Origin of the sequence: Eubacterium sp. 1001713B170207_170306_E7, from assembly GCF_015547515.1 — a bacterium.
GTDB lineage: Bacteria > Bacillota > Clostridia > Eubacteriales > Eubacteriaceae > Eubacterium.
This window is the reverse complement of sequence record NZ_JADMVE010000003.1, coordinates 188504-211222: the sequence shown is the minus strand read 5'-3', so window position 1 is coordinate 211222 and position 22719 is coordinate 188504. Positions and strand designations below refer to the sequence as shown.

Here is a 22719-nt window from a genome sequence, read left to right as displayed (position 1 = left end):
TTGGTCTTTATACTCCTCTGGTTTAAAAAAAATATGGCGTTTTGGCCCATGAATTTCTATTATAGCCTAAACCCTCTGCTTTTTCCAGCTCTTTCTGCTGGAAATTATCGCTAATTCAAAAAAGGAGCGCCGCAGCCTTGGCGGCACTCCTTAAGCCTATTTCAGATCGCTGATTTTGAACTCGACCTTATCTTTTTCATCTTCCGGCTGTTCTTCTGCCGGCTCAGCTGTTTTTTCGGGTTCTTCCAAGCTTTCCTTCGCTTCTAAAACCTCAATCTCTTCGCTGACCTCCACTTCCTCTTCCAGGACTTCTTCTGGTTCGGCATCGACCCGCATGATGGCTTCCATTTCTTCATCCAGATCTTTTTCCGGTTCCAGCTCAATGACCGTGGTTTCATCGCCGATGACAATACGTTGTTCCAGTGTGATGGCGCCAGTCGGGCATTTTTCAAAGCAGGCCTGGCATTGGGTGCATTTGTCATAATTGATGGAGGCCAGATTGTTTTCAACCGTAATCGCTTCCTCCGGACAAACCTTCACGCAGGCTTTACAGGCGATACAGCCAATATCGCAGACCGCACGCACCAGCTTGCCCTTATCGGTATTCCGGCAGTCCACATGCACCAGCTGGTCTGACGGAATCAGGTCAATAATCCCCTTTGGACAGGCATCCCGGCATTTACCGCAGGCCGTACATTTATCAACGTCCACTTCCGGCAGACCGTTATCGCCAATGGAGAGCGCTCCAAACATACAGGCATTAACGCAGGTGCCAAGGCCCATGCAGCCATGACGGCATGTTTTTACGCCGCCGCTTGCAATCATGGCCTGACGGCAGTCCTGAATGCCATAATAATCCGCGCGGTTCGGCGAATGGGTACAGTCGCCGTTACAGTGAATGCAGGCCACTTTTGGTTCGCTGTTTCCAACGCTTTCTCCCATAATTTCGCCAATGGCCAGGGCTGTGGCCGCGCCGCCTACTGGACAGGCATTTACTGCTGCCTCGCCATTGACAATGGCCGCCGCAAGGGCATCGCAGCCCGGAAATCCGCAGCCGCCGCAATTTGCCCCCGGGAGGGCATCTCTTACCAAAGGAACACGCTCGTCCGTCTTAACCTCAAATACCTTTGAAGCGATGGCGAGACCTGCTCCGAAAATTAAACCCATGGCACCTAAAATACCTACGGGAATCAGTAATTCCATTATCATTTCCGGCACCTCCTTACAGCATTCCGGAGAATCCCAGGAACGCGATGGCCATCAGGCCTGCTGTAACAAGCGCAATCGGGAATCCCTCAAAGGGCTTGGGAATATCGGACAGCTCCAGACGTTCCCGGATACCAGCAAACAGCACGATCGCCAGGGTAAAACCAAGGGCTCCGGCGATCCCGTTGAATACTGTTTCGATAAAATTGTAGCCATACTGGATATTTAACAGCGCAACCCCCAAAACTGCACAGTTGGTGGTGATCAGCGGCAGGTAGACTCCCAGCGCCTGATAGAGGGACGGGCTGGTCTTTTGAATAATCATTTCCACCAGCTGTACCAGCGCCGCAATAACCAGAATAAAGGCAATGGTCTGCAGATAGCCCAGACCCAGCGGGTCCAGAATGGCGTACTGCACCACATAGGTGATGGCAGAAGCCATGGCCATTACAAAGGTAACGGCAATCCCCATACCTACCGCTGTTTCAATCTGCTTTGAAACGCCAAGGAAGGGGCAGATGCCGAGGAATTTTGACAAAATAAAGTTCTGGACAAAAATGCCGCTGACTAAAATCAGGAGTATATTGGTCATGACAGGCTATCCTCCTTATTTGATTTTTTCGCTTCTATTTTTTCCGTAATTTTATTGATGGCCGCAATGCCGACCCCCAGGGTCAGGAATGCCCCTGGCGGCAGGATAAATATGAGAACCGGTTCATAACCGGAGCCAAAAATGCTCAGGCCAAAAATCGCGCCTGCGCCGATAATCTCACGGATTGATCCCAGCACTGTCAGAGACAGGGTGAAGCCCAGGCCCATCCCTGCGCCGTCTGCAAAGGACGACAGAACCGGATTGGAAAACGCAAAAGCTTCTGCACGCCCGAGAATAATACAGTTAACAACGATCAGGGGAATATAGATCCCCAGCGCTGCGTCCAGGGCTGGAACGTAGGCTTTCATCAGCATCCCGACAATCGTTACAAAGGACGCGATGATGACGACAAAAGCCGGAATACGGATTTTATCCGGTATGATTTTCCTTAAGGCTGAAATAACTACATTTGAACCAATTAAAACAACGGTGGTCGCGAGTCCCATGCCCAGACCGTTAATCGCTGAGGTGGTAACCGCAAGTGTCGGACACATCCCCAGCAGCAGACGGAAGGTTGGGTTTTCCTTGATCAGCCCGTTTGTAAAGTGTTTTAAATTACCCATTATTGTGCGCCTCCTTCCCTCGCAAGCGCTTCATATACTTTTTCAGATGCGTTGACGCCTGTTGTAACCGCCTTTGAAGTGATTGTAGCGCCTGTAATGGCGGTTATCTGATTATCCGAAGCTTCTCCGGATTTAATGACCGCAATTTCCTTTTTGGCATTTTTTCCCTTAAACTGCTCCTGGAAGGCCGGCTCGGTAGACTTTGCACCCAGACCCGGCGTTTCACTCTGGCTTAAAATGGTAATACCCGTGATTTTACCATCTTTATCAATACCAGTCAGCACCTCAACCGCTCCGCCATAACCGCTCGGGGCAGTCTTGATGGTATAGCCAGCCAGCTCGCTGCCTTTATAGCCAATGTAAGCTTCCTTAATAATGTCGGCCTCATTGGGCGCTGCCGACGCTGCGATGACCTCGATATTTTCGACGGCTTCAAATTTATCGGCGTCGGGCAAGACAGCCTGACGGGCTTCTGTATTGGCCTGCTCGTTACGCTGGTCAATGACGTCGGAGGTGACGTAATTCGTCAACGCGAGGCAGAGAGACGCAATCGCCGTGATGACAAAGAGAATAACAGCCAGCTTGATGACATTTTTCCAGTCAATGGACATTTTTTCTTTATTAGCCATTCACTTCCACCTCTTTACTCTTTTTTTCCTTTTTCGGCGCGCCGTAAATACGCGGACGCGTAAACCGTTCAATGAGCGGGGCTGCGACGTTCATCAGCAGAATGGAGTAGGATACCCCTTCCGGATAACCGCCGAACATTCGTATAATCATGGTTATCAGGCCACAGCCAAAGGCAAAAATGATCTGTCCGACCGCCGTGCTCGGTGATGAGACATAATCGGTCGCCATGAAGAAAGCACCCAGCATTAAACCACCAGAGCAAAGCTGGAAGATGGGGTCCTGTCCGAACACAAGGGATAAAATGGCCACAGTCGCGAGATAAACCGCCGGAATACGCCAGCTGATAACCCCACGGACAATGAGGTAAATGCCACCGATCAGCAGCGCCAACGCGGAAATCTCCCCAATGGAGCCATAAACACCGTTGATTCCCAGAAACATATCAAGATTACTGGGCAGTGTGGTTAAGTCCATACCTTCTTTTAAAATTCCCAGCGGGGTCGCCGTGGTAAAGGTATCCGCTGTCGGGATATAGGCCGTGCCTGTCATATGAGTTGGCCATGACGCCACCAGAAAAGCTCTGGCCGCCAAAGCCGGGTTCATAAAGTTATGGCCGAGGCCCCCAAAGCACTGCTTAACCAGGGCAATGGCAAAAACGGAACCGACAATACACATCCACCACGGTGCTGTAATGGGCAGGTTAAAGGCCAACAGCAGGCCTGTAACAACAGCGCTCCAGTCACTGACCGTAATGGGCTTTTTCATCAGCTTTTGGATAACCGCTTCCGTCACGACACAGCTGGCAACGCAGATTGCCACGATCAGGAAGGTTCTCATGCCAAATACATATCCGGCAACTGCGAGGGCCGGTAAAAGCGCAACGATAACACTCTGCATAATACTGGAGGTATTGTGCTTTGCGCGAATATGTGGTGATGAGGATACAGTCAGTGTTAAATCTAATTTACTCAATTGATGCTCCTCCTATTTCTTTTCTTTCTGTTTTAATGCCGCGATCTGACGCTTGGCCACACGGATGGACGCAACCAGTGTCCGCTTGGCGGGACAGATAAATGAGCAGCTGCCGCACTCGATACAGTCGAGAGCATGGTATTCCTCACACTTTTCCCAGCGTTCCTTTTCTGAGTAGGCGGCCAGGTAAAGGGGCTGCAGATGAATCGGGCATGCTTCCGCGCATTTTCCACAACGGATACAGTTCGAAGGCTCAGGGATATAGGCCGCGCCCTTTGTCAGGCACAAAATTCCCGATGTCCCTTTCATCACCGGGACATCCGTGCTGAAGAGGGTAACCCCCATCATCGGACCGCCGGAAATGACCTTATACGGTTTTTTTGCAAATCCGCCGCACTGGTCAATGACCTCCTGATAGGGTGTCCCTACCTTGACTTCCATTGTCCGGGCATTTTTTACCGCGTTGCCGGTGCAGGTGAGCAGACGCTTGTGCAGGGGTAAACCGGTTTCAAACGTGATGGCAATCTGGCAGGCTGTCCCCACATTCATTACGACAACGCCCGCATCAGCCGGCAAGCCGCCGGATGGCACCTCACGGCCTGTAATCGCTTTTATCAGCTGTTTTTCAGCTCCCTGAGGGTATTTTGTTTCTAAAACCACCACCTCGATATTATCCTTTTCGGTAATGGCTTTCCTTAGCTTCTCAATGGCGTTTGGCTTATTGCTTTCCACGCCGATATAGCCCTTGTCAACCCCGACAGCCCGCATGGCAATTCTCAATCCCTGGATAATACGTTTTGGCCGGGCCAGCATCAGATGATGATCCGCAGTCAGGTAAGGTTCACATTCCGCGCCGTTTAAAACCACGCTGTCCACCGTTTTATCCGGCGGGATACTCAGCTTAACATGCGTCGGGAAGGTTGCTCCCCCCATGCCGACAATTCCGGCATCACGGATAATGTCGATGATCTGCTTCGGCTCATATTTCCTGAAATTGCCGTAAGGCTTGATCGAGGGATCAACCGTGTTTTTACCGTCGGACTCGATGACCACAGACATGATCATCTCTCCGTTGGGATGCGCCCGCTCTTCAACCGCGATAACCGTACCGGATACGCTTGAGTGCACAGGAGCTGAAACAAAACCGTTTGCTTCTCCAACTTTCTGGCCGAGGTAAACCGTATCTCCCTTTTTCACCACCGGCGTACAGGGCGCGCCGATGTGAAGGGACATTGGAATCGTTACAACCTTAGGTTCAGCTGCAACCTTAACCGAGACGGATGCCGTTCTCTTTTTCCTGTAAGGCGGATGGATTCCGCCCCGGAACGTTTTTTGTTTTTCCTTTAATTCCAATTCACACACCTCTTGCTTCTTTTTTTAACTTTACGTTACATGTAATCTATTTTACCATCTTTACCATACTAAAGACAAGAAGAAATTTTATCAGAAATATAATAAAGATTTCTTGTTTTAAGGGAATAATAAAAGCCAAAATTTCCACTTATCAGCGGAAACCTTGACTTTCAAAATTACAGGGGTCTCAGCAATGGTCAAAAAACGCTTTATAGCCCTTATAGGTCATATAAACATCCGCTTTTGAACAGAGCTCAAAGGGCGAGTGCATGCTCAGCAGCGCCGGGCCGCAGTCCACTACATCCATGCCGTATTCTGCCAGCATGTAAGCAATGGTTCCACCGCCGCCCAGATCCACACGGCCAAGCTCACCCATCTGCCAGGTAACGTCGGCCGCGTTAAAGCACTCCCGCAGTTTTCCTAAAAACTCAGCGTGCGCATCGTTGGAACCGGCCTTTCCTCTGGAACCGCCGTATTTTGAGATCACCAAGCCCTTTCCGGCAAAAGGCGCGTTATACAGGTCGTGCGTTCCTGAAAAGTTCGGGTCATAGGCCGCCGTGACATCCGCAGATAAAAATTCAGAATTTTTGAGGCAGCGCCTTAAGGTCAGCTCCGGCTTATGATCTTCTGTCAGGTCGATGAGCTCTGCCATTTCATTTTCAAAGAATTTCGACTGCATGCCAGTACTGCCATAGCTGCCGATCTCTTCCTTATCGGCCAGAATCGTGCATAAGGTACGCTTAGGCGGGTTCTTTTCATCCTGGCTTAAGATTGCCATCGTGGCGGTAAACGCGCATACGCGGTCGTCCTGGCCGTAGCTTCCAATAAAGCTGCGGTCGAAGCCTACATCTCTCGCGGCGCCGGCTGGTACTACCTCCAGCTCCGCGCTGGCAAAATCCTCCTCGATAATGCCGTAGGTGTCATTGAGCTGCTTGAGAATATTGAGCTTTACCGCATCGCCGATATCCTTATCCTCATAAGGAATACTGCCGATAATCAGATTCAGGCCTTCGCCTTTAATCCCATCCGCCATTTTTTTCTGGTTCTGTTCCTGTGAGAGATGGGGCAGTAAATCGGTGATACAAAAGACAGGCTCCTCATCCTTTTCGCCCAATGAAATATTGATGATCTCACCATCTTTTTTGACAACAGTGCCGTGAAGGGCCAGCGGCATGGTTACCCACTGGTATTTTTTTATCCCCCCGTAATAGTGGGTTTTAAAATATGCCATATCCGACTCTTCATACAATGGCGCCGGCTTTAAATCAAGTCTTGGCGCATCAATATGCGCTCCGATAATCGACATGCCGTTTTCAAGGGCATCTTCGCCCATCACGAACAGCAGAACGGTTTTCTTTCTGAAAATAACGTAGACCTTATCCCCGGGTACGACCTTACCCTTAGCCTGATAATACTCAAGCGGTTTAAAGCCCCTTTCTTCGGCTAAAAGCACGGTGTAGGCCGCACATAAGCGCTCGGTTTTTGAAACGGTCAGATATTCTTTATAGCCTTCGCAAAAATCATCAACCGCTGTTTTTTCCTCTTGTTCCAGAGCGTGCCACGCAAGCTCAAACTTCTTTGTCAGGGATTTCTGGAGTTCTTTTGCTTTACTTTCTTTATCTTTGCTCATAAATGAACCTCCTTTATAAGTTTTGCCTGACCTTATTTTACCTTTTGTTTAGGGTAAGGTAAAGTCCTAATTGATGAAAAAAAGCTTCTATGTTAAACTGGTTAAGGAATATTTAAAAGGAAGTGACCCCATGAAAACAGAAAAACTCATTGTCCTCGGTACTGGAAACGCCATGGTGACCGAATGTTATAACACCTGCTTTGCCATTAAAAGCGGAAAGGAATATTTTATGGTGGATGCCGGCGGTGGAAACGGCATTCTCGGCCAGATGAAAAAAGCCTCAGTCAGTCCCGCGCATATCCATCATCTTTTCATTACCCACGGCCATACCGACCATGTGCTTGGGGTGGTCTGGCTGGTCCGCCAAATTGCCACGATGATGCTGGAAAAAACATACGCGGGCACCCTCAAGATTTACTGCCACGACGAACTGATAAAAACCGTGGTAACCATCTGTGATCTGACCCTTCAGAAAAAGCTGACGGCCCTTTTTGGCAGCCGTATTCTTTTGGTCCCTGTCCAGGACGGACAGACCGAAAAAATTCTTGATTATTACGTTACCTTCTTTGATATCCACTCCACCAAGCTAAAACAGTTTGGCTTTACCACCATGCTGAAAAACGGACAAAAGCTGACCTGTCTTGGTGACGAGCCCTTCAACCCTCTCTGTCAAAAATACGTTCTGGATACGGACTGGCTGCTCAGCGAGGCCTTCTGTCTTTACAGCGAACGGGATATTTTCGCCCCCTACGAGAAACACCACAGTACGGTCCGGGAGGCCTGCGAGCTGGCCGAAGAAATGAAAATTGCCAATCTGGTTCTCTGGCACACCGAGGAAAAAAATCTGGCAGATCGGAAAAAGCGCTATAAGGCAGAAGGAAAAAAATATTTCAAAGGGAAAATTTATGTTCCGGATGATCTGGATGTGCTCAAATTAAAATAAAAAAAGCGGTGATCACCGCTTTTTTTTATTTTCTGCCTTCCACACAGATCCAGTATTTTCCATCCTTTAAATGGATTTTTGTTTCTTTATAGCCGACCTTTTCAAAAAGTTCCTTAAACTCATCAACCGTCAGGTTGCGCAGCTCATATTTCTTGGCCATTTCGATGTGATGTTCATCCAGACCGTCGTTCATGTACATTTCTGCAATCAGCATAAAGGTACCACCTTCCCTGAGGACACGGAACACCTCGCGCATGTCTTCCTCCAGGTCAGGCCAGAAGTAGTAGCTCTCCACTGTAATGATGGCGTCAAACATGCCGTCCTCAAAGGGCATTTTGGAGACAGAACCCTGATGGATTTCCATCTTTCCGCTTTCAACATCAGCCTTGTTCAGCTCCTTTGAGGCCTCAACCGATACCTCGGAATAGTCGATACCGTAGAGCTTGCCGCCGTCAATGCGCCCAGACAGGCGTTTCAGGGCGGCTCCCCCGCCGCAGCCGACATCCAGCACGGTATCGGTCGCCTTTAAATCGAGCTTGTCCAGCGCCCAGGCCGTCATTTCCGCATGGCTTTCATTCATGCGTTCAATCATCATCTTGCCCGCTTCACCCTGGGGTTTTCTGGGGTTTCCCGCTTCTGTGACAGACATTCTTTCCCTGCGCTGCTCGTCCTGGTATTCGACCGCCAGCTTTTCATTCATTTCATCAATGTGTTTTTTATCTTCTTCCGTATAGCTTTCTTCATAATCCGGACTCATAATTTCAATGCTGTCCAGCTGGCTTTTTAAATTCGCCCGGACCGCTTCTAGATATTCGGCGCGCAGGCCCTGCTGTTCTTCCAGCTCCTCTGCGGTCAGGCCCTCTGCCTTTTTCTTTTTCGCTAAAAAATTAATGCGTTCTATTTTATCTTTGTTGATCATGTCAGACCTCCTGTAAATTTTTAATAATCCCTGCTTCCTTCAAGCGCTGCAGGGTAAGCAGCAGACCAAGCTTCCCATGATAATGGGTAAGCCCGCCCTGAAAATAAGCAATGTATGGCTCACGCATGGGGGCGTCCGCGCTGAGCTCAATGGACGAGCCCTGGATAAAAGCGCCCGCCGCCATGATAATCGGGCAGTTATAGCCCGGCATATCCCAGGGCTCCGGCGTGACAAAGGAATCCACCGGTGCTGCCTCCTGGACCGCGCGGCAAAAGACCTTTACAGCCTCTGGATCACAAAGCTTAATGCTCTGGATAATATCACTGCGGTAATCCTCTACGCCGGGACATACCCCAAAGCCAAGCTTATCATAAGCGGCCGCCATAAGCACAGCGGTTTTGATGGCCTGTGCGACCACTGTCGGGGCCAGAAAAAGGCCCTGCAGAAGGGTGCGGTTAATGTCCAGCGTGGCGCCCGTTTCCTTAGCGACACCCGGCGCCGCCAGACGGCAGGCGGCCATGTACACGTATTTTTCTTTCCCGGCGACATAACCGCCGGTCGGAGCCAGGCCGCCGCCCGGGTTTTTAATGAGCGATCCGGCCATAAGGTCTGCGCCCACTGCTACCGGCTCCTTATAGTCAAGAAATTCGCCGTAGCAGTTGTCCACAAACACCACCACATCGGGCTTAACAGTCTTTACCTTGACGATAATCGCCTCCATATCTGAAATCCTAAGGGCTTTACGCCAGCTGTAGCCCGTGGAGCGCTGCATATAGATCATTTTTGTGTTTTCATGGATGCTGGACAGAACCTTTTCCTCGTCAATTTTTCCATCCTCTGTCAGCTCAATCTGATTGTAGTTTACCCCAAAATCCTTCAGGGTACCATTTCCGGCGTCCGCGTCTTCGATGCCGATAACAGTCCGCAGGGTGTCATAGGGGCTGCCAGTAATGGATAAAAGCTCGTCACCTGGCCGCAAGACGCCGTAAAGGCACAGCGAAATGGCATGCGTCCCCGATGATATATGCGGCCTCACCAAAGCGTCCTCGGCGCCAAAAATATCGGCGTAAATGGTCTCCACCACTTCGCGGCCGACATCGTCATAGCCGTAGCCCGTTGCAGGGTGAAAGTGGCGGTCACTCAGGTTGGCGCGCTGCATGGCTTTAATGACCTTATACTGGTGATACTCGGCCTTTTCGTCCAGCTCTGCAAGGCGGGGCTCTATGGCTGTTTCCACTCTGTCCACAAAGCTGATAACATCCTCTGAAATATTAAATTCTTCCTTTAAATAAGCGTTTTTCGTGTTCTCCATACTTTCCTTCATTCTTATAGACTGAACAAATTTCTCAGTTTAGTCTAACATATTTTTAGTTTTTTGTGTAGTCCCTTTTAAAATTCTTCATTGAGATCGCTGTCTTCTGTATAAAACTGGTAAAGATCGTGGTAGATACCGCCCTTTGCCATCAGCTCTCTGTGGGTTCCCTGTTCGACAATGCCGTCCTCGGTGAGCACCAGTATAATGTCGGCATTGCGGATGGTCGTCAGACGGTGGGCAATGGTAAAGGTGGTCCGGCCGACCGTCAGTTTCTCGAGGGATTGTTGAACGATCCGCTCACTTTCATTATCCAGCGCCGAGGTGGCCTCATCAAGAATCAGGATCGGCGGATTTTTCAAAAAGACCCGCGCGATGCTGATACGCTGCTTCTGTCCGCCGGAAAGCTTGACGCCGCGCTCGCCAACGTAGGTATCGTAGCCCTCGGGCAGACCCATGATAAAATCGTGGGCACCGGCCTGTTTCGCCGCGGTCTCAACCGCTTCTCTGCCGGCCCCGGGCAGCCCGTAGGCGATGTTCTCAAACACCGAGCCGGCAAAGAGATAAACCTCCTGCTGAACCATGCCGATTTCGGAGCGCAGCGAATGCAGGGTTAAATCCTTGATGTCCTGCCCGTCGATGAGAATCCGTCCAGAGGTCACATCATAAAAACGGGGAATCAGGTTGCAGAGCGTGCTTTTGCCGCTTCCGGAGGGGCCGATCAGGGCAATGTTCTTTCCAGGCTCCACATGCAGGTCAATATTGGAAAGCACCTCGGTATTGTCGTCGGAATACATAAAACCAACATGGTCAAACCTTATATCGCCCTTAACATTTTTCAGCTTTCTGGCGCCCGGCGTATCCACGATTTCCAGGGGCTCGTCCATAATCTCAATAAAGCGCTCGATTCCCGTCATACCCCGCTGAAACTGCTCGGTAAACTCAACGACCCGCCGGATCGAGGTGAGCAGCGTTGTGACGTAAAGCAGGTAGGCCATCAAATCGCCCGGGGTAATTTTTCCGCCGATCATAAACAATGAGCCGGCAACAACGACCACGATGTACATAACCCCGTCAAACAGGCGTGTCATGGTCTGGAAGCCCGCCATATAACGGTACATCATCCTTTTAATATCCAGAAAGCCCGCGTTGCCCTCATTAAATTTTTCCTCTTCAATGGCTTCATTGGCAAAAGACTTGACAACCCGCACACCCAGCAGGCTGTCCTCTACCTGGGCGTTAATATCCCCGGTAACCACCCGCCCCATTTTAAAAGCCCGGCGCATCCGTTTGTTAAACCAGATGGAGCACAGCAGCATAATGGGAATCACCGCAAAAATAATCAGGGTCAGCGCCACATTCACATTGGCCAGAATAACGAAAGATACCGTGATTTTAAGGGCGGCGATAAAAAACTCCTCAGGACAATGATGGGCAAACTCTGTCACGTCAAACAGATCGCTGGTGATCCTGGCCATGATCTGCCCGACCTTTGTATTGCTGTAGTAGGAAAAGGAGAGCTTCTGAAGATGCCCGAAGATATCCCGCCGCATATCCGTCTCGATTCTGGCCCCCATTACATGTCCGATATTTGCCATAAAATAGTTGGCGGCCGCGTCAATCAGCCTTAAAACCAGGTAAAAAAGCCCAACATATAGAATCAGCCTCACCGAAAGGCTGGCCATATCGTTCATGCCCTTATCGGTAATAAAGCGTACGATCAGCGGCAGTACCAGCTCACAGATAGTCGTCAGCGCCGCGCAGAAAAGATCCAGCACCAGCACCCAGCGGTATTTTTTAAAATAGGGCGCAAACCTTTTGATCAGGTAGCCCGTACTTATTTGTTTTGTCTCTTCCATCAGTTCTCCCTCCACTCCAGCATTAAAAAATTCCAATGGCCGTCAGAGCCGTTGGAATTTTCAAATTAGCAACACCCTGATTATAACACAAAAAACTTTTTTGATAAATGGTTATTCTTAAATAAGAGAGGGTATATATCATTTCAGATAAATTGAAAGGAGTGAACAGATTATGCCAGCATTTGGAGATCCGTTTGCAGGAAACGTAGAAAGAAAAATGACCAAGAAGGAATTGGCACAGGCCATCCGCCTTGATCTCGCAGGAGAACTGGAAGCCATTTATTTATATGACGCCCACGTACAGGCAACTGATAATGTCGTTGCCAAAAAGGTACTGGCCGATATTCGCGATGAAGAAAAAGCCCACATTGGAGAATTAACCACTCTGATGCGTTACTTAGATCCTGAAGAAGCAAAACTTTTTGAAGATGGTGCCGAAGAGGTGCACGAAATGATGGAAGATTTAGGCATCCCAACCGGAAGCAGTGACGCCCAATCCCCTGAAGGTGCTACCATCGGCAGTCTCATAGAGTAGGAGGCGTTTTACATGGACTATTTAGCAAGAACAACCGCTCCCTTTGGTGATGACCTCTGGGAACAGATTGATAACACAGTGGTTGAAGCTGCCAAGAAATGTATGGTCGCCCGCCGTTTTTTACCTCTGTATGGCCCCTTAGGCGCCGGAATCCAGGGCGTAAATGTTGACGCTCAGACAAAAGAGGAAGAATTCGAAGATGATTTTGTCCGTACAACCGGCAGAAAATTTGTCGAACTGCCACAGCTTTACGCCGATTTCATGATTTTATGGCGCGATCTGGAAGCCAGCCAGAGAATGGGCACTCCCATTGACCTGTCTGCTGTTGCCAGAGCGGCCCAGGCCCTGGCTAAGGCTGAAGACAAAATGATCTTTTTTGGCAATAAAGCCTTAGGTCTTGAGGGTCTTTTAAACGCCCAGGGTGCTACCACCATGAAACGTGAGGACTGGGGAACCGGCGAAAACGCTTTTTCAAACATTGCTGCCGCCGCTGCCCTTTTAGATGAAAAAGGCATTATCGGCCGTTATTCTCTGGCCATGGGTCCGGATTTGTACTACCAGCTTCAGCGTATCCAGCCAGGTACTGGATTGATGGAAATCGACCGTATCCGTGAGCTTTTAGGCGGCCGTGTATTTAAGAGCAATACCCTGGCTGGCAAAGCCCTCTTGGTCTGCTCCGAAGCACAGTATATGGATCTGGCCGTTGGTCAGGATATGGCCTCCTCCTATCTCGAGCTGGTTGATCTGAACCACCATTTCAGAATCCTCGAAACCATTGCCCTCCGCGTTAAAAATGGAGAAGCGATCGTCGTGTTTGAATAGCTTTAACTGAGCATACTACTTTCCCTTAAAGATTAAAAAAAGCATGGACTCCCCCAAGTCCATGCTTTTATATTTTTATTTAATTTTTCCAGGTATGGGGTGCAAACAGCATCAAAATCGGAAAGATCTCAAGCCGTCCGGCCAGCATATTAAAGCAGAGCACCAGCTTGGACACCGTTGAAAAATCCGAAAAATTCTCAACGGGACCGATGGCGTTAAAGCCCGGGCCGACATTGTTGATACAGGTCGCCACCGCCGAAAAATTAGTCAGAAAATCATACTGGTCCAGCGAGAGCACCAGCAGTGAGGCTGCAAAAATTAATATATAAACGGCCAGATAGGTGTAGACACTGGCGACGATCTGCGCGCCAAGGGGCTTGCCTTCAAATTTGACGGTTGTCACCTGGCGGGGACGGATCATCTTCTTGAGCTCATTGGCCGCTGTCTTGACAATGATGAGCCAGCGTGAAACCTTGATCCCGCCGCCGGTAGAACCAGCGCAGGCGCCGATAAACATCAAAAAGAGCAGAATATATTTTGAAAAGCTCGGCCACAAATCAAAATTGGCCGTGGCAAAACCCGTCGTTGTGATAATGGAGGCTACCTGAAAGGATGAATAGCGCAGGGTCTCCAAAATATTCTCTCCGTATTGGGGCAGCAAATCAATGGTGATTAACGCGATGGCCACAGCCACAATGCCAATAAACCAACGAAGCTCCTCGCTTTTGAAAAAATCCTTTCCCTTTTTAATAAATACCAGGTGGTAAAGATTAAAGTTGACGGCGAACATAAGCATAAAAATCGTCAGGACCACATCAATATAGGCGCTGTTGTAATAGGCAATGCTGTCATTCTTTAAAGAATACCCGCCGGTTCCCGCGGTGCCCATGGCGTTGATGATGCTGTCAAACAGCGGCATACCGCCCACCACCAGCAGGAGAATCAGCAGAAGCGTCATTCCCAGATAAATCCCATACAAAATTCTTACCGTCGGGCGTACCTTGGACACCAGCTTTTCCACAGAGGTACCAGGCATTTCCGCCCGCATGAGATAGATGGAATTCCCTTCTGTTTTCGGCATGATGGTCAGGACAAAAACCAGAATCCCCATGCCGCCGATCCAGTGAGTAAAGCTGCGCCAGAACAACATGCTGTTCGGCAGCGCCTCTATGTTGGTCAAAATCGTGGAGCCTGTTGTGGTAAAGCCCGAAACCGCTTCAAAAAAGCTGTCGACCAGCGTGGGGATCTGCCCGCCTAAAAAGAAGGGCAGCCCGCCAAAAAAGGACATGACAAGCCAGGAAAGCGCCACCACCACAAAGCCCTCGCGCGCATAAAAATTCCGGTACTCCGGCATTTTATTGCTGAGGATAAAGCCAATGGATACCAGCATAAACATGGGAATAACAAACCAGACAATGGTGTCCACCTCGCCGTAAACCAAAGCCACAATAATCGCCAGCAGCATCAGCGCTGCCTCACTTTTCATCATATTCCCGATGACGTAAAAAACCATTCGATAATTCATAGCGCTGTCCTATTCTCTGTTGTCCAGTATATCCTTCAGATGTTTTAAGCTCTGGGTGGTGGTGACCACCACCACATTATCCCCGGCTTCCATAACTGCGTCCCCATTTGGAAAGATAATGCGACCCCTTCGGATAATGCAGGCAATCAGATTATTCTTACGGATATTCAGATCGCGCAGAGGACGGCCCACAAAGCCGGAATCCCGCGTTACCGGGAATTCGATGGCCTCGGCCTGCCCGTCAACAATTTTATACAGGGTGCGGATACTGTTATCCTCGGTGGTCTCCATGGCCCTCACGTAGCGCACGATATGGTTGGCTGTGAGCATTTTAGGCGAGATGACACTCTCGATCCCCACGTCCTGCATGATCTTGAGCAGCGGAATCCGGTTGACCTTGGTGATAATTTTTTCGACCTTCTGGGTGCCGGCGTACATGGACAGGATAATGTTTTCCTCATCATTATCAGTCAAGGCGACACAGGCGTCCACATTTCGGATTCCCTCCTCGGTCAAAACCGCCTGATCTGTCCCGTCTCCGTAGACCACAGTGGCTTTGGGCAGGAGCTCGCTGAGCTCCCGGCTTCTCTGCTTATTCAGTTCGATGATCTTTACATTCACCTTGAGGCCTATCAGCTGTCTGGCCAGATAATAGGCAATTTTTCCGCCGCCGATGATCATGACCTTTCGGATTTTATGGCTGATAATGCCCGTTTCCTTAAAAAAGAGGTCCAGCTCCCTGGAGGCAGCTGAAATAAAAATCTTGTCTCCGCACTGCATCACGAAATCGCCGTCCGGTATGATTACCTCGCCCCTGCGCTCGACGGCGCAGATCAGAATATTGGCTTTGAAAAAACTCTGAAGCCCGGCGATGGCCTTTCCGTTTAGCTTTGAATTCGGCTGGATGCGCACCGCTACCAGATCGACCCTGCCCTTTGAGAAGGAATCGACCTCCAGGGCCTGTGGCAGCCTTAAAACACGAAAAATTTCATTAGCCGCCTCAAATTCCGGATTAATGGACATGCTGAGGCCCAGCTCATCCCGCATATAGACCAAGAGCTTTGTATACTGGGGGTTACGAACCCTCGCGATGGTGTGCTTCGCGCCCATTTTCTTTGCCAGCATACAGCTCAGAATATTCATTTCATCGCCTGAGGTCACGGCAATAAAAAGATCTGCCGTATCCACCCCTGCCTGCTGCAATACATCGTAGGAGCCGCCGTTTCCGCAGATCCCCATAACATCATAGGCATTGACAACATTCTCAATTACCCGTTCATCGTTGTCGACGATAATAATATCGTGTCCTTCTCTAGCAAGCTGAACCGTCAGGGTGGTGCCAACTTTACCATTTCCCACAACGACAATTTTCATTCCATTCCTCCGTCGTTTTTACATTATTTTTATGCTATCTTTATATGATTTTTCATTTTCTTAATACCATCTTAACACAAAATAAAAAATAAACAAGGGTTGACAGAAAATGTCACTGGTCTCTGAAATTCTGGCTTTCCGGACAAAGAAAAGGTCTCTGTCCGGCCGGATTTTGTCTTTATTTCTAAAGTCTGGCATTAAAAAAGACAGTGAAAATCAAGTTTTCACTGTCTTTTTTGTTTTTAGGAAGCCCGCAGCTCACGGTCTTTGAAAGATCCCATTTTCCATTCTGGAATGTGGCAGTAGCCCCCGGGATTTTTATCCAGATATTTCTGGTGGTATTCCTCGGCGTCGTAAAAGTTTTTCAGAGGCTTGATCTCTGTCGCGAGAGGCTTGCGTCCTCCGAGCCTGCGGAAGGTCATGGTTGTCACATGCTCAATGACCGGTAGATCCTCCGAATCGGTATAATAGATACCGCTGCGGTATTGAGAGCCGACATCGGGGCCCTGCCGGTTAACGCTGGTTGGGTCGATGACATTGTAAAAGGCAATCAGCAGGGCTTCCAGGCTGATAACGCCAGGATCATAAACCACCTTTACGGTTTCCGCAAAGCCCGTGCGTCCGGTGCAGACCTCCTTATAGGTAGGCTTTTCCTTATTACCGTTGGCATAGCCGACACGGGTTTCCACCACGCCGGTAATATTGTCCATGAATTTTTCCAGGCCCCAGAAGCATCCGCCGGCCAGATATATTGTTCTCAGTTTTTTCATTACTGTTCACTCCTTTCATCATTGTATCATTTCATATACCCTGTGTTAAGGATAGCAAACATTTCTTAAAAACAGACAAATTTTACATCAATATGTTAAAAAACAGGCTTTCATGTCCTCTGCCATCTCAGCCCTGGAGCCATAATCCTCTGCCTCAAACCAGCGGATACGCTGATCTTTTCTGAACCAGGTCAGCTGGCGCTTGGCAAAGTGCCGGGTATCGCGTTTTAAGATACGCAGGGCCTCCTCGAGGGGCATTTCTCCCTTAAGGTAAGGAAGAAACTCCTTATAACCGATGGCCTTCATGGAAAGCAGATCCTGAGTGTATCCCTGGTCTAAAAGAGACTTCACCTCGTCCACCAGCCCGTCCCTCACCATCATGTCGATCCGGCGGTTTATACGCTCGTAGAGCCGGGCGCGGTCCATGGATATACCCAACAATACATAGTCATAGGGCAGTTCCTCTTTGGCCGCCTCCATGTCCAGGCTGGATTTGGGTTTTCCGGTGACCTCGTAAATTTCATAGGCCCGTATCATGCGCTTGACATTGTTGGGATGCAGAGTGGTGGCTGTGGCAGGGTCCACGGCTTTCAGACGTTCGTAGAACGCCTCCTTGCCCATTTCCTCTACCTCACGGGCCAGGCGTTCCCGAACCCTTTCATCTGTATCTTTTTCTCGAAAGCCCCAGGGCAATGTGAGCCCATTGATATAAAGCCCGGTTCCTCCTGCTACGATCGGCTGTCTGCCGCGGCTCAAAATTTCCCCGATCCGCTCAAGAGCTTCCGCCTTAAAGCGCGCAACGCTGTACTCCTCGTCCGGGTCCACACAATCGATAAGGTGGTGCGGAACACCCTGCATTTCTTCCTCAGTGGGTTTGGCGGTGCCGATGGTCATCTGCCGGTAGATCTGCATGGAGTCCGCAGAGATAATTTCGCCACCGAGCTTTTTAGCCAGCTCGACGGCGGTATCGGTTTTTCCGCAGGCGGTCGGCCCCACCAGCACGGCAATCTTTGGTTTTGTCATTTACACCACCCGTTTAAATAATTTTTTGAGTTCATATTCCCTCAGCTTCAGGATAATCGGCCGGCCATGGGGGCAGGTATAAGGATTATCCAGACGGCCCATTCCGTCAAGCAGGGTTTCGATCTCCTCACGCGACAGCTCCTGATGTCCTTTCACAGCGCCTTTACAGGACATCGTAATGATGCGCTCGATAAGATTTCTCGGATCAGAAGCGTCCTCATAGACCCGCCCCTCGATAAAGGCCTTTAAAAGCGATACGTCCTGGGGTTCTCCAAGGATAATGGGCACACTGCGGACCATGAGCGTGTTTTCGCCAAAAAGGTCGCAGTCAAAACCGTAGCGCATGAGCTCCGGCTGCAGCTCATCAAAATGGCCGGCCTCACGCACCGAGATTTCCACGGGCTGAGGCACCATGAGACTCTGGGCCGGAAAATCCGATTTCTGATCAAAGCGCTCCCTGAGCTCCTGATACAAAAAGGCTTCGTGCGCGGCATGCTGGTCGAGCATGATGATCTCATCCCCCTTTTCAAGCAGAATATAGGTGGAGAACAGCTGGCCAATGATTTTGGCGTTTTTAAAATCCGGGCCTTTACGGATCGGGTATTCTGGCGTGGGCTCGGCAACCCGGGGCGTTTCGGCCGATGTGGGCTGCGCAGGCACAAAAGTCTGGCGGGGCTGAGGGACTTCCGGCGCAGGGGCTGGCGCTTCTGCTTCTGCGGCCTCAAGCCTTGCCTGGTGGGGGACCTCTGCGCCCATTTTCACGGCTTCAGGCCGGACTGCTTCGGCTTTTGGTATCTGGGGGGCGGGAGATTCAGCTTCGGGCCTCCCGTTTATTTCGCTAGCCGGGGTGAAATTCTGACTCTCACCCGCCAGAAAGCTGAGGGCTTCCTCCACAGGCTTTGGCCGGGCGGTCTCGCCGGACGGTTCTGGCGCGGCGGTCACCTCACTCACGTCCACCACCAGGTTCTGCGCTTTCAGACAATCCCGTATCCCCTGCTTGAATAAAATGGATACCAGACTCTCATTGAGAATCTGGATTTCTGTTTTGGCCGGATGAATATTGACATCCAGCATGCGGCCGGGCAGATCTATAAACACAATGCCGACCGGGTGTTTGTGCACCATCATATAGCCCTCGTAGGCATCCTCAAAGGCGCGGGAAAGGCTTTTATTTTTCACAAACCGGTTATTGATGAAGAAGATCTGCTCCTCCCTGGTGGAGCGTGTCAGGGTAAGATCGCTGATATAGCCCTTCAGGCACATGGGCGCATTTTCCACATTCAGCTCCCGGAGCCCCTTGAAAAAGTCACGGCCGTACAGGCTTTCAATCACGTCCTTTAGCTGTCCAGTTCCCAGGGTTTTAAATACCTCGCGGCCATCGTTCATATAGGTGAAGCTTATCTCAGGATGCGAAAGTGAAAGCTTTTCCAAAATATCCCGGATCAGCTTTTCTTCGTTTTTATCCTTTTGCAGATGCTTCTGGCGGGCGGGCGTATTGTAAAAAAGGTCGGTCACCATAATCTCGGTTCCACGGTCATAGGTGCAGACGCGCTGGTTAATGAAAGCACCGCCCTCAAAAAAGCTCTGGCTGCCGATTTCTTCCTCCGCAGTTTTGGTGGTGATCCGCACTCTTGCAATGGCCGAGATGCTGGAAAGGGCCTCGCCCCTGAAACCCAGGGTATCAATGCTTTCGAGGTCCTCAATCTTTAATATCTTGCTGGTCGCGTGGCGTTTAAAGGCCAGCGGCACCTCATTATAGGCGATGCCAACACCATTGTCCGTCACGCAGATGCTCGTTTTGCCCCCTTTTTCCACTGCCACCACCACCCGGGTGGACCCGGCGTCGATGGCGTTTTCCACCAGCTCCTTAATGACGGATACGGGCCGGACGATTACCTCCCCGGCCGCAATCTTATTGATGGTCTCATTATTGAGCATTTTTATTTTCATGTTTCACCTCTTGGCTGCGCGCCTTAATTATCCCTCAGCTTGCTCTGCAGGCCGTAAAGCTGGTTCATGGCCTCCATTGGGGTCATCTCGTTTATGGTCAGGTCCTTTATGCTGTTCAGCACGGCTTTTTCCTCCTCCGACATGGCTGGAACCATATCGAAGAAATTTACCTGTGCGCTTTCAAAGGACGGTTTTTCGGCCGCGATCATCCCCTCACGGTAGGTGTCCTCGCCCTGATCCAGGATATTTAAAATTTCCCTGGCCCTGGCTGTAACCGCCGGCGGGAAGCCTGCCAGCTTGGCTACCTCAATCCCGTAGCTCTGGTCCGCACTGCCGGCTTTGATCTTTCTGAGAAAGACCACCCCGTCCGGAGTTTCCTTTACCCCGATGCTGAAATTTTTAATGCCGGGCTTCAGATGCTCAAGCTCGGTGAGCTCGTGGTAGTGGGTTGCGAACAGGGTCTTGGCCCCGATGATCTGCTCATCCCAGAGATATTCCACCACCGCCCAGGCAATGCTGATGCCGTCAAAGGTGCTGGTGCCCCGGCCGATCTCATCCAGAATGACCAGGCTGTCCCGGGTGGCGTTTTTAAGAATATTGGATACCTCTGTCATCTCGACCATGAAGGTGCTCTGCCCGGTCGCCAGATCATCGGACGCCCCGACACGGGTGAAAATACGGTCGACAATGCCGATCCTGCCGCTGTCCGCCGGGATAAAGGAGCCAATCTGAGCCATGAGGGTGATGACGGCTACCTGGCGGATATAGGTGGATTTCCCAGCCATGTTGGGCCCGGTGATCAGCATCATCCTGAGGTCCTTCCCGTCAAAATGGCAGCCGTTGGTGACAAAATGGTTAATCCCGATAATCTCCTCCACCACCGGATGGCGGCCATTTTCGATCTCCAGCTCCGGTCCGTTTGTGATCTCGGGTTTTACATAGTTGCCTGCTATGGCCACCTGTGCCAGAGAGTACAGGGCGTCGATTTCGGCCACATCTCTGGCCCGCTTCTGGATTCTGGCGATCTGGCCGATGATTTTTTCCCGGACATCCTGGAAAAGCTCGTATTCCAGCTGTGCCAGCCGCTCCTCTGACCCCAGAATCCTGGTTTCCATTTCCTTGAGCTCAGGGGTAAAAAAACGCTCTGCGTTGGCCAGGGTCTGCTTGCGGATATAATCCTCAGGGGTCTGGTCCAGATTGGTTTTGGTAATTTCAATGAAGTAGCCGAATACACGGTTGTACTTGACCTTCAGGGATTTGATGCCTGTGCGCTCACGCTCCCTGAGCTCCAGATCCCGTATCCAGTCCTTGCCTTTTTCGCTCGCCTCGCGGTAGCTGTCGATCTCCTCATTATAGCCGCGCTTGATGACCTTGCCATCCTTTAAGGCAAAGGGGGCATTGTCGTCAATACTTGTATCGACCAGGTCGTAAATATCGGTCAGCAGGTCCGCCTGTCCGTAGCGTTCTCTAAATACCGGTGCGTCGATGCCGGCGAAAAAGTCCTGCAGCAGCGGCAGGGCAGAAACAGACTGCTTAAGCGACAGCATATCCTTGGGGTTACAGGTACCAAAGGATATTTTCCCGCAGATACGCTCAAGGTCGTAGACCTTTCCAAGAACGCCCTTGAGGTCCTTGAGCGCTCCCGGGTGGCGGTAAAGCTCCTCCACCATATTCTGCCTGGCCTCTATGGCCTCTTTTTCAAGCAGCGGCGCCTCAAGCCAGCGGCGCAGCATCCGGCCGCCCATGGCGGTGACTGTCCTGTCCAAAACCCAGAGCAGGCTCCCCTTCTTCTCGCCTGAGCGTATGGTTTCAGTCAGCTCCAGGTTCCGTCTTGTGGACAAGTCCAGAATCATATATTCATCGTTTTTATAATAGGACACATGGTTAATGTGCGTGAGCACCCGCTTCTGGGTCTCGTCGATATAGCGCAGAAGCGCCCCGGCAGCGCGCACACTGTGCTCCCGCCGTTCCAGGTCCAGGGCTGTCAGCGAGTAGACGTCAAACTGTTCCTTGAGCCTTGACTCTGAGGCTTTGAACTCAAAATACCGGGCCGGATACAGGTTGGTCATTATCCCGAATTTTTCTTCAAGCGTTTTGATGGTTCCGGTGTCCTTAAAAAGCGTCGGATTCACCAAAATCTCTGACGGACCAATTTTCCCGACCTCATCCATCAACAGGGCCAGCGTGTTTTTCCCGGAAATTTCCGTGACAAAAAAGTCCCCGGTCGAGATATCCAGGTAAGCCAGCCCGACGGTGTTTTTATCCTGATAGAGGGACATCAGGTAATTATTCTTTTTAGATTCCAGCAGCTTCCCTTCCGAGATGGTGCCTGGAGAGATCACCCGGATAATCTCGCGTTTGACAATCCCTTTTGCCACTGAGGGGTCCTCCATCTGCTCACAGATAGCCACCTTGTAGCCCTTTTCCACCAGCTTGGTGATATACGTCTCAGCCGCATGGTAAGGCACACCGCACATGGGCGCGCGTTCTTCCAGCCCGCAGTCCCTGCCAGTCAAAGCGATCTCAAGCTCCTTTGAGGCCTTTAAGGCATCGTCAAAAAACATTTCATAAAAATCCCCGAGACGAAAAAATAAAATCGCGTCCTTTACCTTCTCGTGGGTTTCCAAATACTGCTGCATCATTGGTGTCAGACCCAAATGATCACCCCTTTCTAAATTATA

At 50.4% G+C, this 22719-nt stretch carries 19 protein-coding genes; 3 read left to right on the top strand and 16 right to left on the bottom strand.

Features of this window, described 5'->3' with window-relative positions; translation table 11 throughout:
• Nucleotides 1–156: 156 nt before the first annotated feature.
• From I2B62_RS08945 to I2B62_RS08915, 7 genes are all read right to left on the bottom strand, one after another.
• Nucleotides 157–1209, bottom strand: coding sequence for an RnfABCDGE type electron transport complex subunit B (locus I2B62_RS08945; RefSeq protein ID WP_195268627.1), 1053 nt, complete (start codon nucleotides 1207–1209; stop codon nucleotides 157–159).
• Between the two features lie 13 nt (nucleotides 1210–1222).
• Nucleotides 1223–1798: an electron transport complex subunit RsxA gene (rsxA, locus tag I2B62_RS08940; RefSeq protein WP_013380941.1), complete on the bottom strand. Its 576-nt coding sequence runs from the start codon at nucleotides 1796–1798 to the stop codon at nucleotides 1223–1225.
• Nucleotides 1795–2421, bottom strand: coding sequence for an electron transport complex subunit E (locus I2B62_RS08935; RefSeq protein ID WP_195268626.1), 627 nt, complete (start codon nucleotides 2419–2421; stop codon nucleotides 1795–1797). The genes rsxA and I2B62_RS08935 overlap by 4 nt, the downstream gene beginning before the upstream one ends.
• A complete protein-coding gene (locus tag I2B62_RS08930) occupies nucleotides 2421–3050 on the bottom strand; it encodes an RnfABCDGE type electron transport complex subunit G (RefSeq protein WP_195268625.1) in 630 nt (209 codons plus the stop codon). Before I2B62_RS08930 ends, I2B62_RS08935 begins: the two co-directional genes overlap by 1 nt.
• Nucleotides 3043–4023 carry an RnfABCDGE type electron transport complex subunit D gene (locus I2B62_RS08925; protein ID WP_195268624.1) on the bottom strand — a complete coding sequence of 327 codons (981 nt, stop codon included), beginning with the start codon at nucleotides 4021–4023 and terminating at the stop codon, nucleotides 3043–3045. The genes I2B62_RS08930 and I2B62_RS08925 overlap by 8 nt, the downstream gene beginning before the upstream one ends.
• Before the next feature lie 12 nt (nucleotides 4024–4035).
• Nucleotides 4036–5376 carry an electron transport complex subunit RsxC gene (rsxC, locus tag I2B62_RS08920; protein ID WP_195268623.1) on the bottom strand — a complete coding sequence of 447 codons (1341 nt, stop codon included), beginning with the start codon at nucleotides 5374–5376 and terminating at the stop codon, nucleotides 4036–4038.
• A 187-nt stretch (nucleotides 5377–5563) separates the two neighbouring features.
• Nucleotides 5564–7006: an aminopeptidase gene (locus I2B62_RS08915; RefSeq protein WP_195268622.1), complete on the bottom strand. Its 1443-nt coding sequence runs from the start codon at nucleotides 7004–7006 to the stop codon at nucleotides 5564–5566.
• 130 nt (nucleotides 7007–7136) lie between these two features.
• Here I2B62_RS08915 and I2B62_RS08910 point away from each other — a divergent pair, with 130 nt between their 5' ends.
• Nucleotides 7137–7949, top strand: a complete 813-nt coding sequence (locus I2B62_RS08910; protein WP_195268621.1) for an MBL fold metallo-hydrolase — start codon at nucleotides 7137–7139, stop codon at nucleotides 7947–7949.
• 25 nt (nucleotides 7950–7974) lie between these two features.
• Here I2B62_RS08910 and I2B62_RS08905 read toward each other — a convergent pair whose 3' ends face one another.
• The 3 genes from I2B62_RS08905 to I2B62_RS08895 all read right to left on the bottom strand — a co-directional run bounded on the left by I2B62_RS08905 (nucleotide 7975) and on the right by I2B62_RS08895 (nucleotide 12039).
• Nucleotides 7975–8868 carry a methyltransferase domain-containing protein gene (locus I2B62_RS08905; RefSeq protein ID WP_195268620.1) on the bottom strand — a complete coding sequence of 298 codons (894 nt, stop codon included), beginning with the start codon at nucleotides 8866–8868 and terminating at the stop codon, nucleotides 7975–7977.
• A gap of 1 nt (nucleotide 8869) precedes the next feature.
• On the bottom strand, nucleotides 8870–10180 hold the full coding sequence (locus tag I2B62_RS08900; RefSeq protein WP_243259468.1) for a methionine gamma-lyase family protein: 1311 nt from the start codon (nucleotides 10178–10180) through the stop codon (nucleotides 8870–8872).
• A gap of 77 nt (nucleotides 10181–10257) precedes the next feature.
• Nucleotides 10258–12039 (bottom strand): ABC transporter ATP-binding protein, encoded by a 1782-nt coding sequence (locus tag I2B62_RS08895; protein ID WP_195268618.1) that lies wholly within the window; start codon nucleotides 12037–12039, stop codon nucleotides 10258–10260.
• Nucleotides 12040–12211: 172 nt separating this feature from the next.
• Between I2B62_RS08895 and I2B62_RS08890 the strand changes: the two genes are divergently transcribed.
• Both I2B62_RS08890 and I2B62_RS08885 read left to right on the top strand, forming a co-directional pair.
• Nucleotides 12212–12574 carry a demethoxyubiquinone hydroxylase family protein gene (locus I2B62_RS08890; RefSeq protein ID WP_074617011.1) on the top strand — a complete coding sequence of 121 codons (363 nt, stop codon included), beginning with the start codon at nucleotides 12212–12214 and terminating at the stop codon, nucleotides 12572–12574.
• 12 nt (nucleotides 12575–12586) lie between these two features.
• Nucleotides 12587–13396, top strand: coding sequence for a family 1 encapsulin nanocompartment shell protein (locus tag I2B62_RS08885; protein ID WP_195268617.1), 810 nt, complete (start codon nucleotides 12587–12589; stop codon nucleotides 13394–13396).
• A gap of 79 nt (nucleotides 13397–13475) precedes the next feature.
• Here the strand turns inward: I2B62_RS08885 and I2B62_RS08880 are convergent, their stop codons facing one another.
• From I2B62_RS08880 to mutS, 6 genes are all read right to left on the bottom strand, one after another.
• Nucleotides 13476–14921, bottom strand: coding sequence for a TrkH family potassium uptake protein (locus tag I2B62_RS08880; protein ID WP_195268616.1), 1446 nt, complete (start codon nucleotides 14919–14921; stop codon nucleotides 13476–13478).
• Nucleotides 14922–14930: 9 nt separating this feature from the next.
• A complete protein-coding gene (gene trkA / locus I2B62_RS08875; protein ID WP_195268615.1) occupies nucleotides 14931–16295 on the bottom strand; it encodes a Trk system potassium transporter TrkA in 1365 nt (454 codons plus the stop codon).
• A 242-nt stretch (nucleotides 16296–16537) separates the two neighbouring features.
• A complete protein-coding gene (gene msrA / locus I2B62_RS08870) occupies nucleotides 16538–17056 on the bottom strand; it encodes a peptide-methionine (S)-S-oxide reductase MsrA (RefSeq protein ID WP_347707810.1) in 519 nt (172 codons plus the stop codon).
• Between the two features lie 96 nt (nucleotides 17057–17152).
• Entirely contained in the window at nucleotides 17153–18088 is a 936-nt protein-coding gene (miaA, locus tag I2B62_RS08865; protein ID WP_195268613.1) for a tRNA (adenosine(37)-N6)-dimethylallyltransferase MiaA, read from the bottom strand.
• On the bottom strand, nucleotides 18089–20038 hold the full coding sequence (mutL, locus tag I2B62_RS08860) for a DNA mismatch repair endonuclease MutL (protein WP_195268612.1): 1950 nt from the start codon (nucleotides 20036–20038) through the stop codon (nucleotides 18089–18091).
• A gap of 23 nt (nucleotides 20039–20061) precedes the next feature.
• A complete protein-coding gene (mutS, locus tag I2B62_RS08855; protein ID WP_195268611.1) occupies nucleotides 20062–22695 on the bottom strand; it encodes a DNA mismatch repair protein MutS in 2634 nt (877 codons plus the stop codon).
• Nucleotides 22696–22719 lie beyond the last annotated feature (24 nt).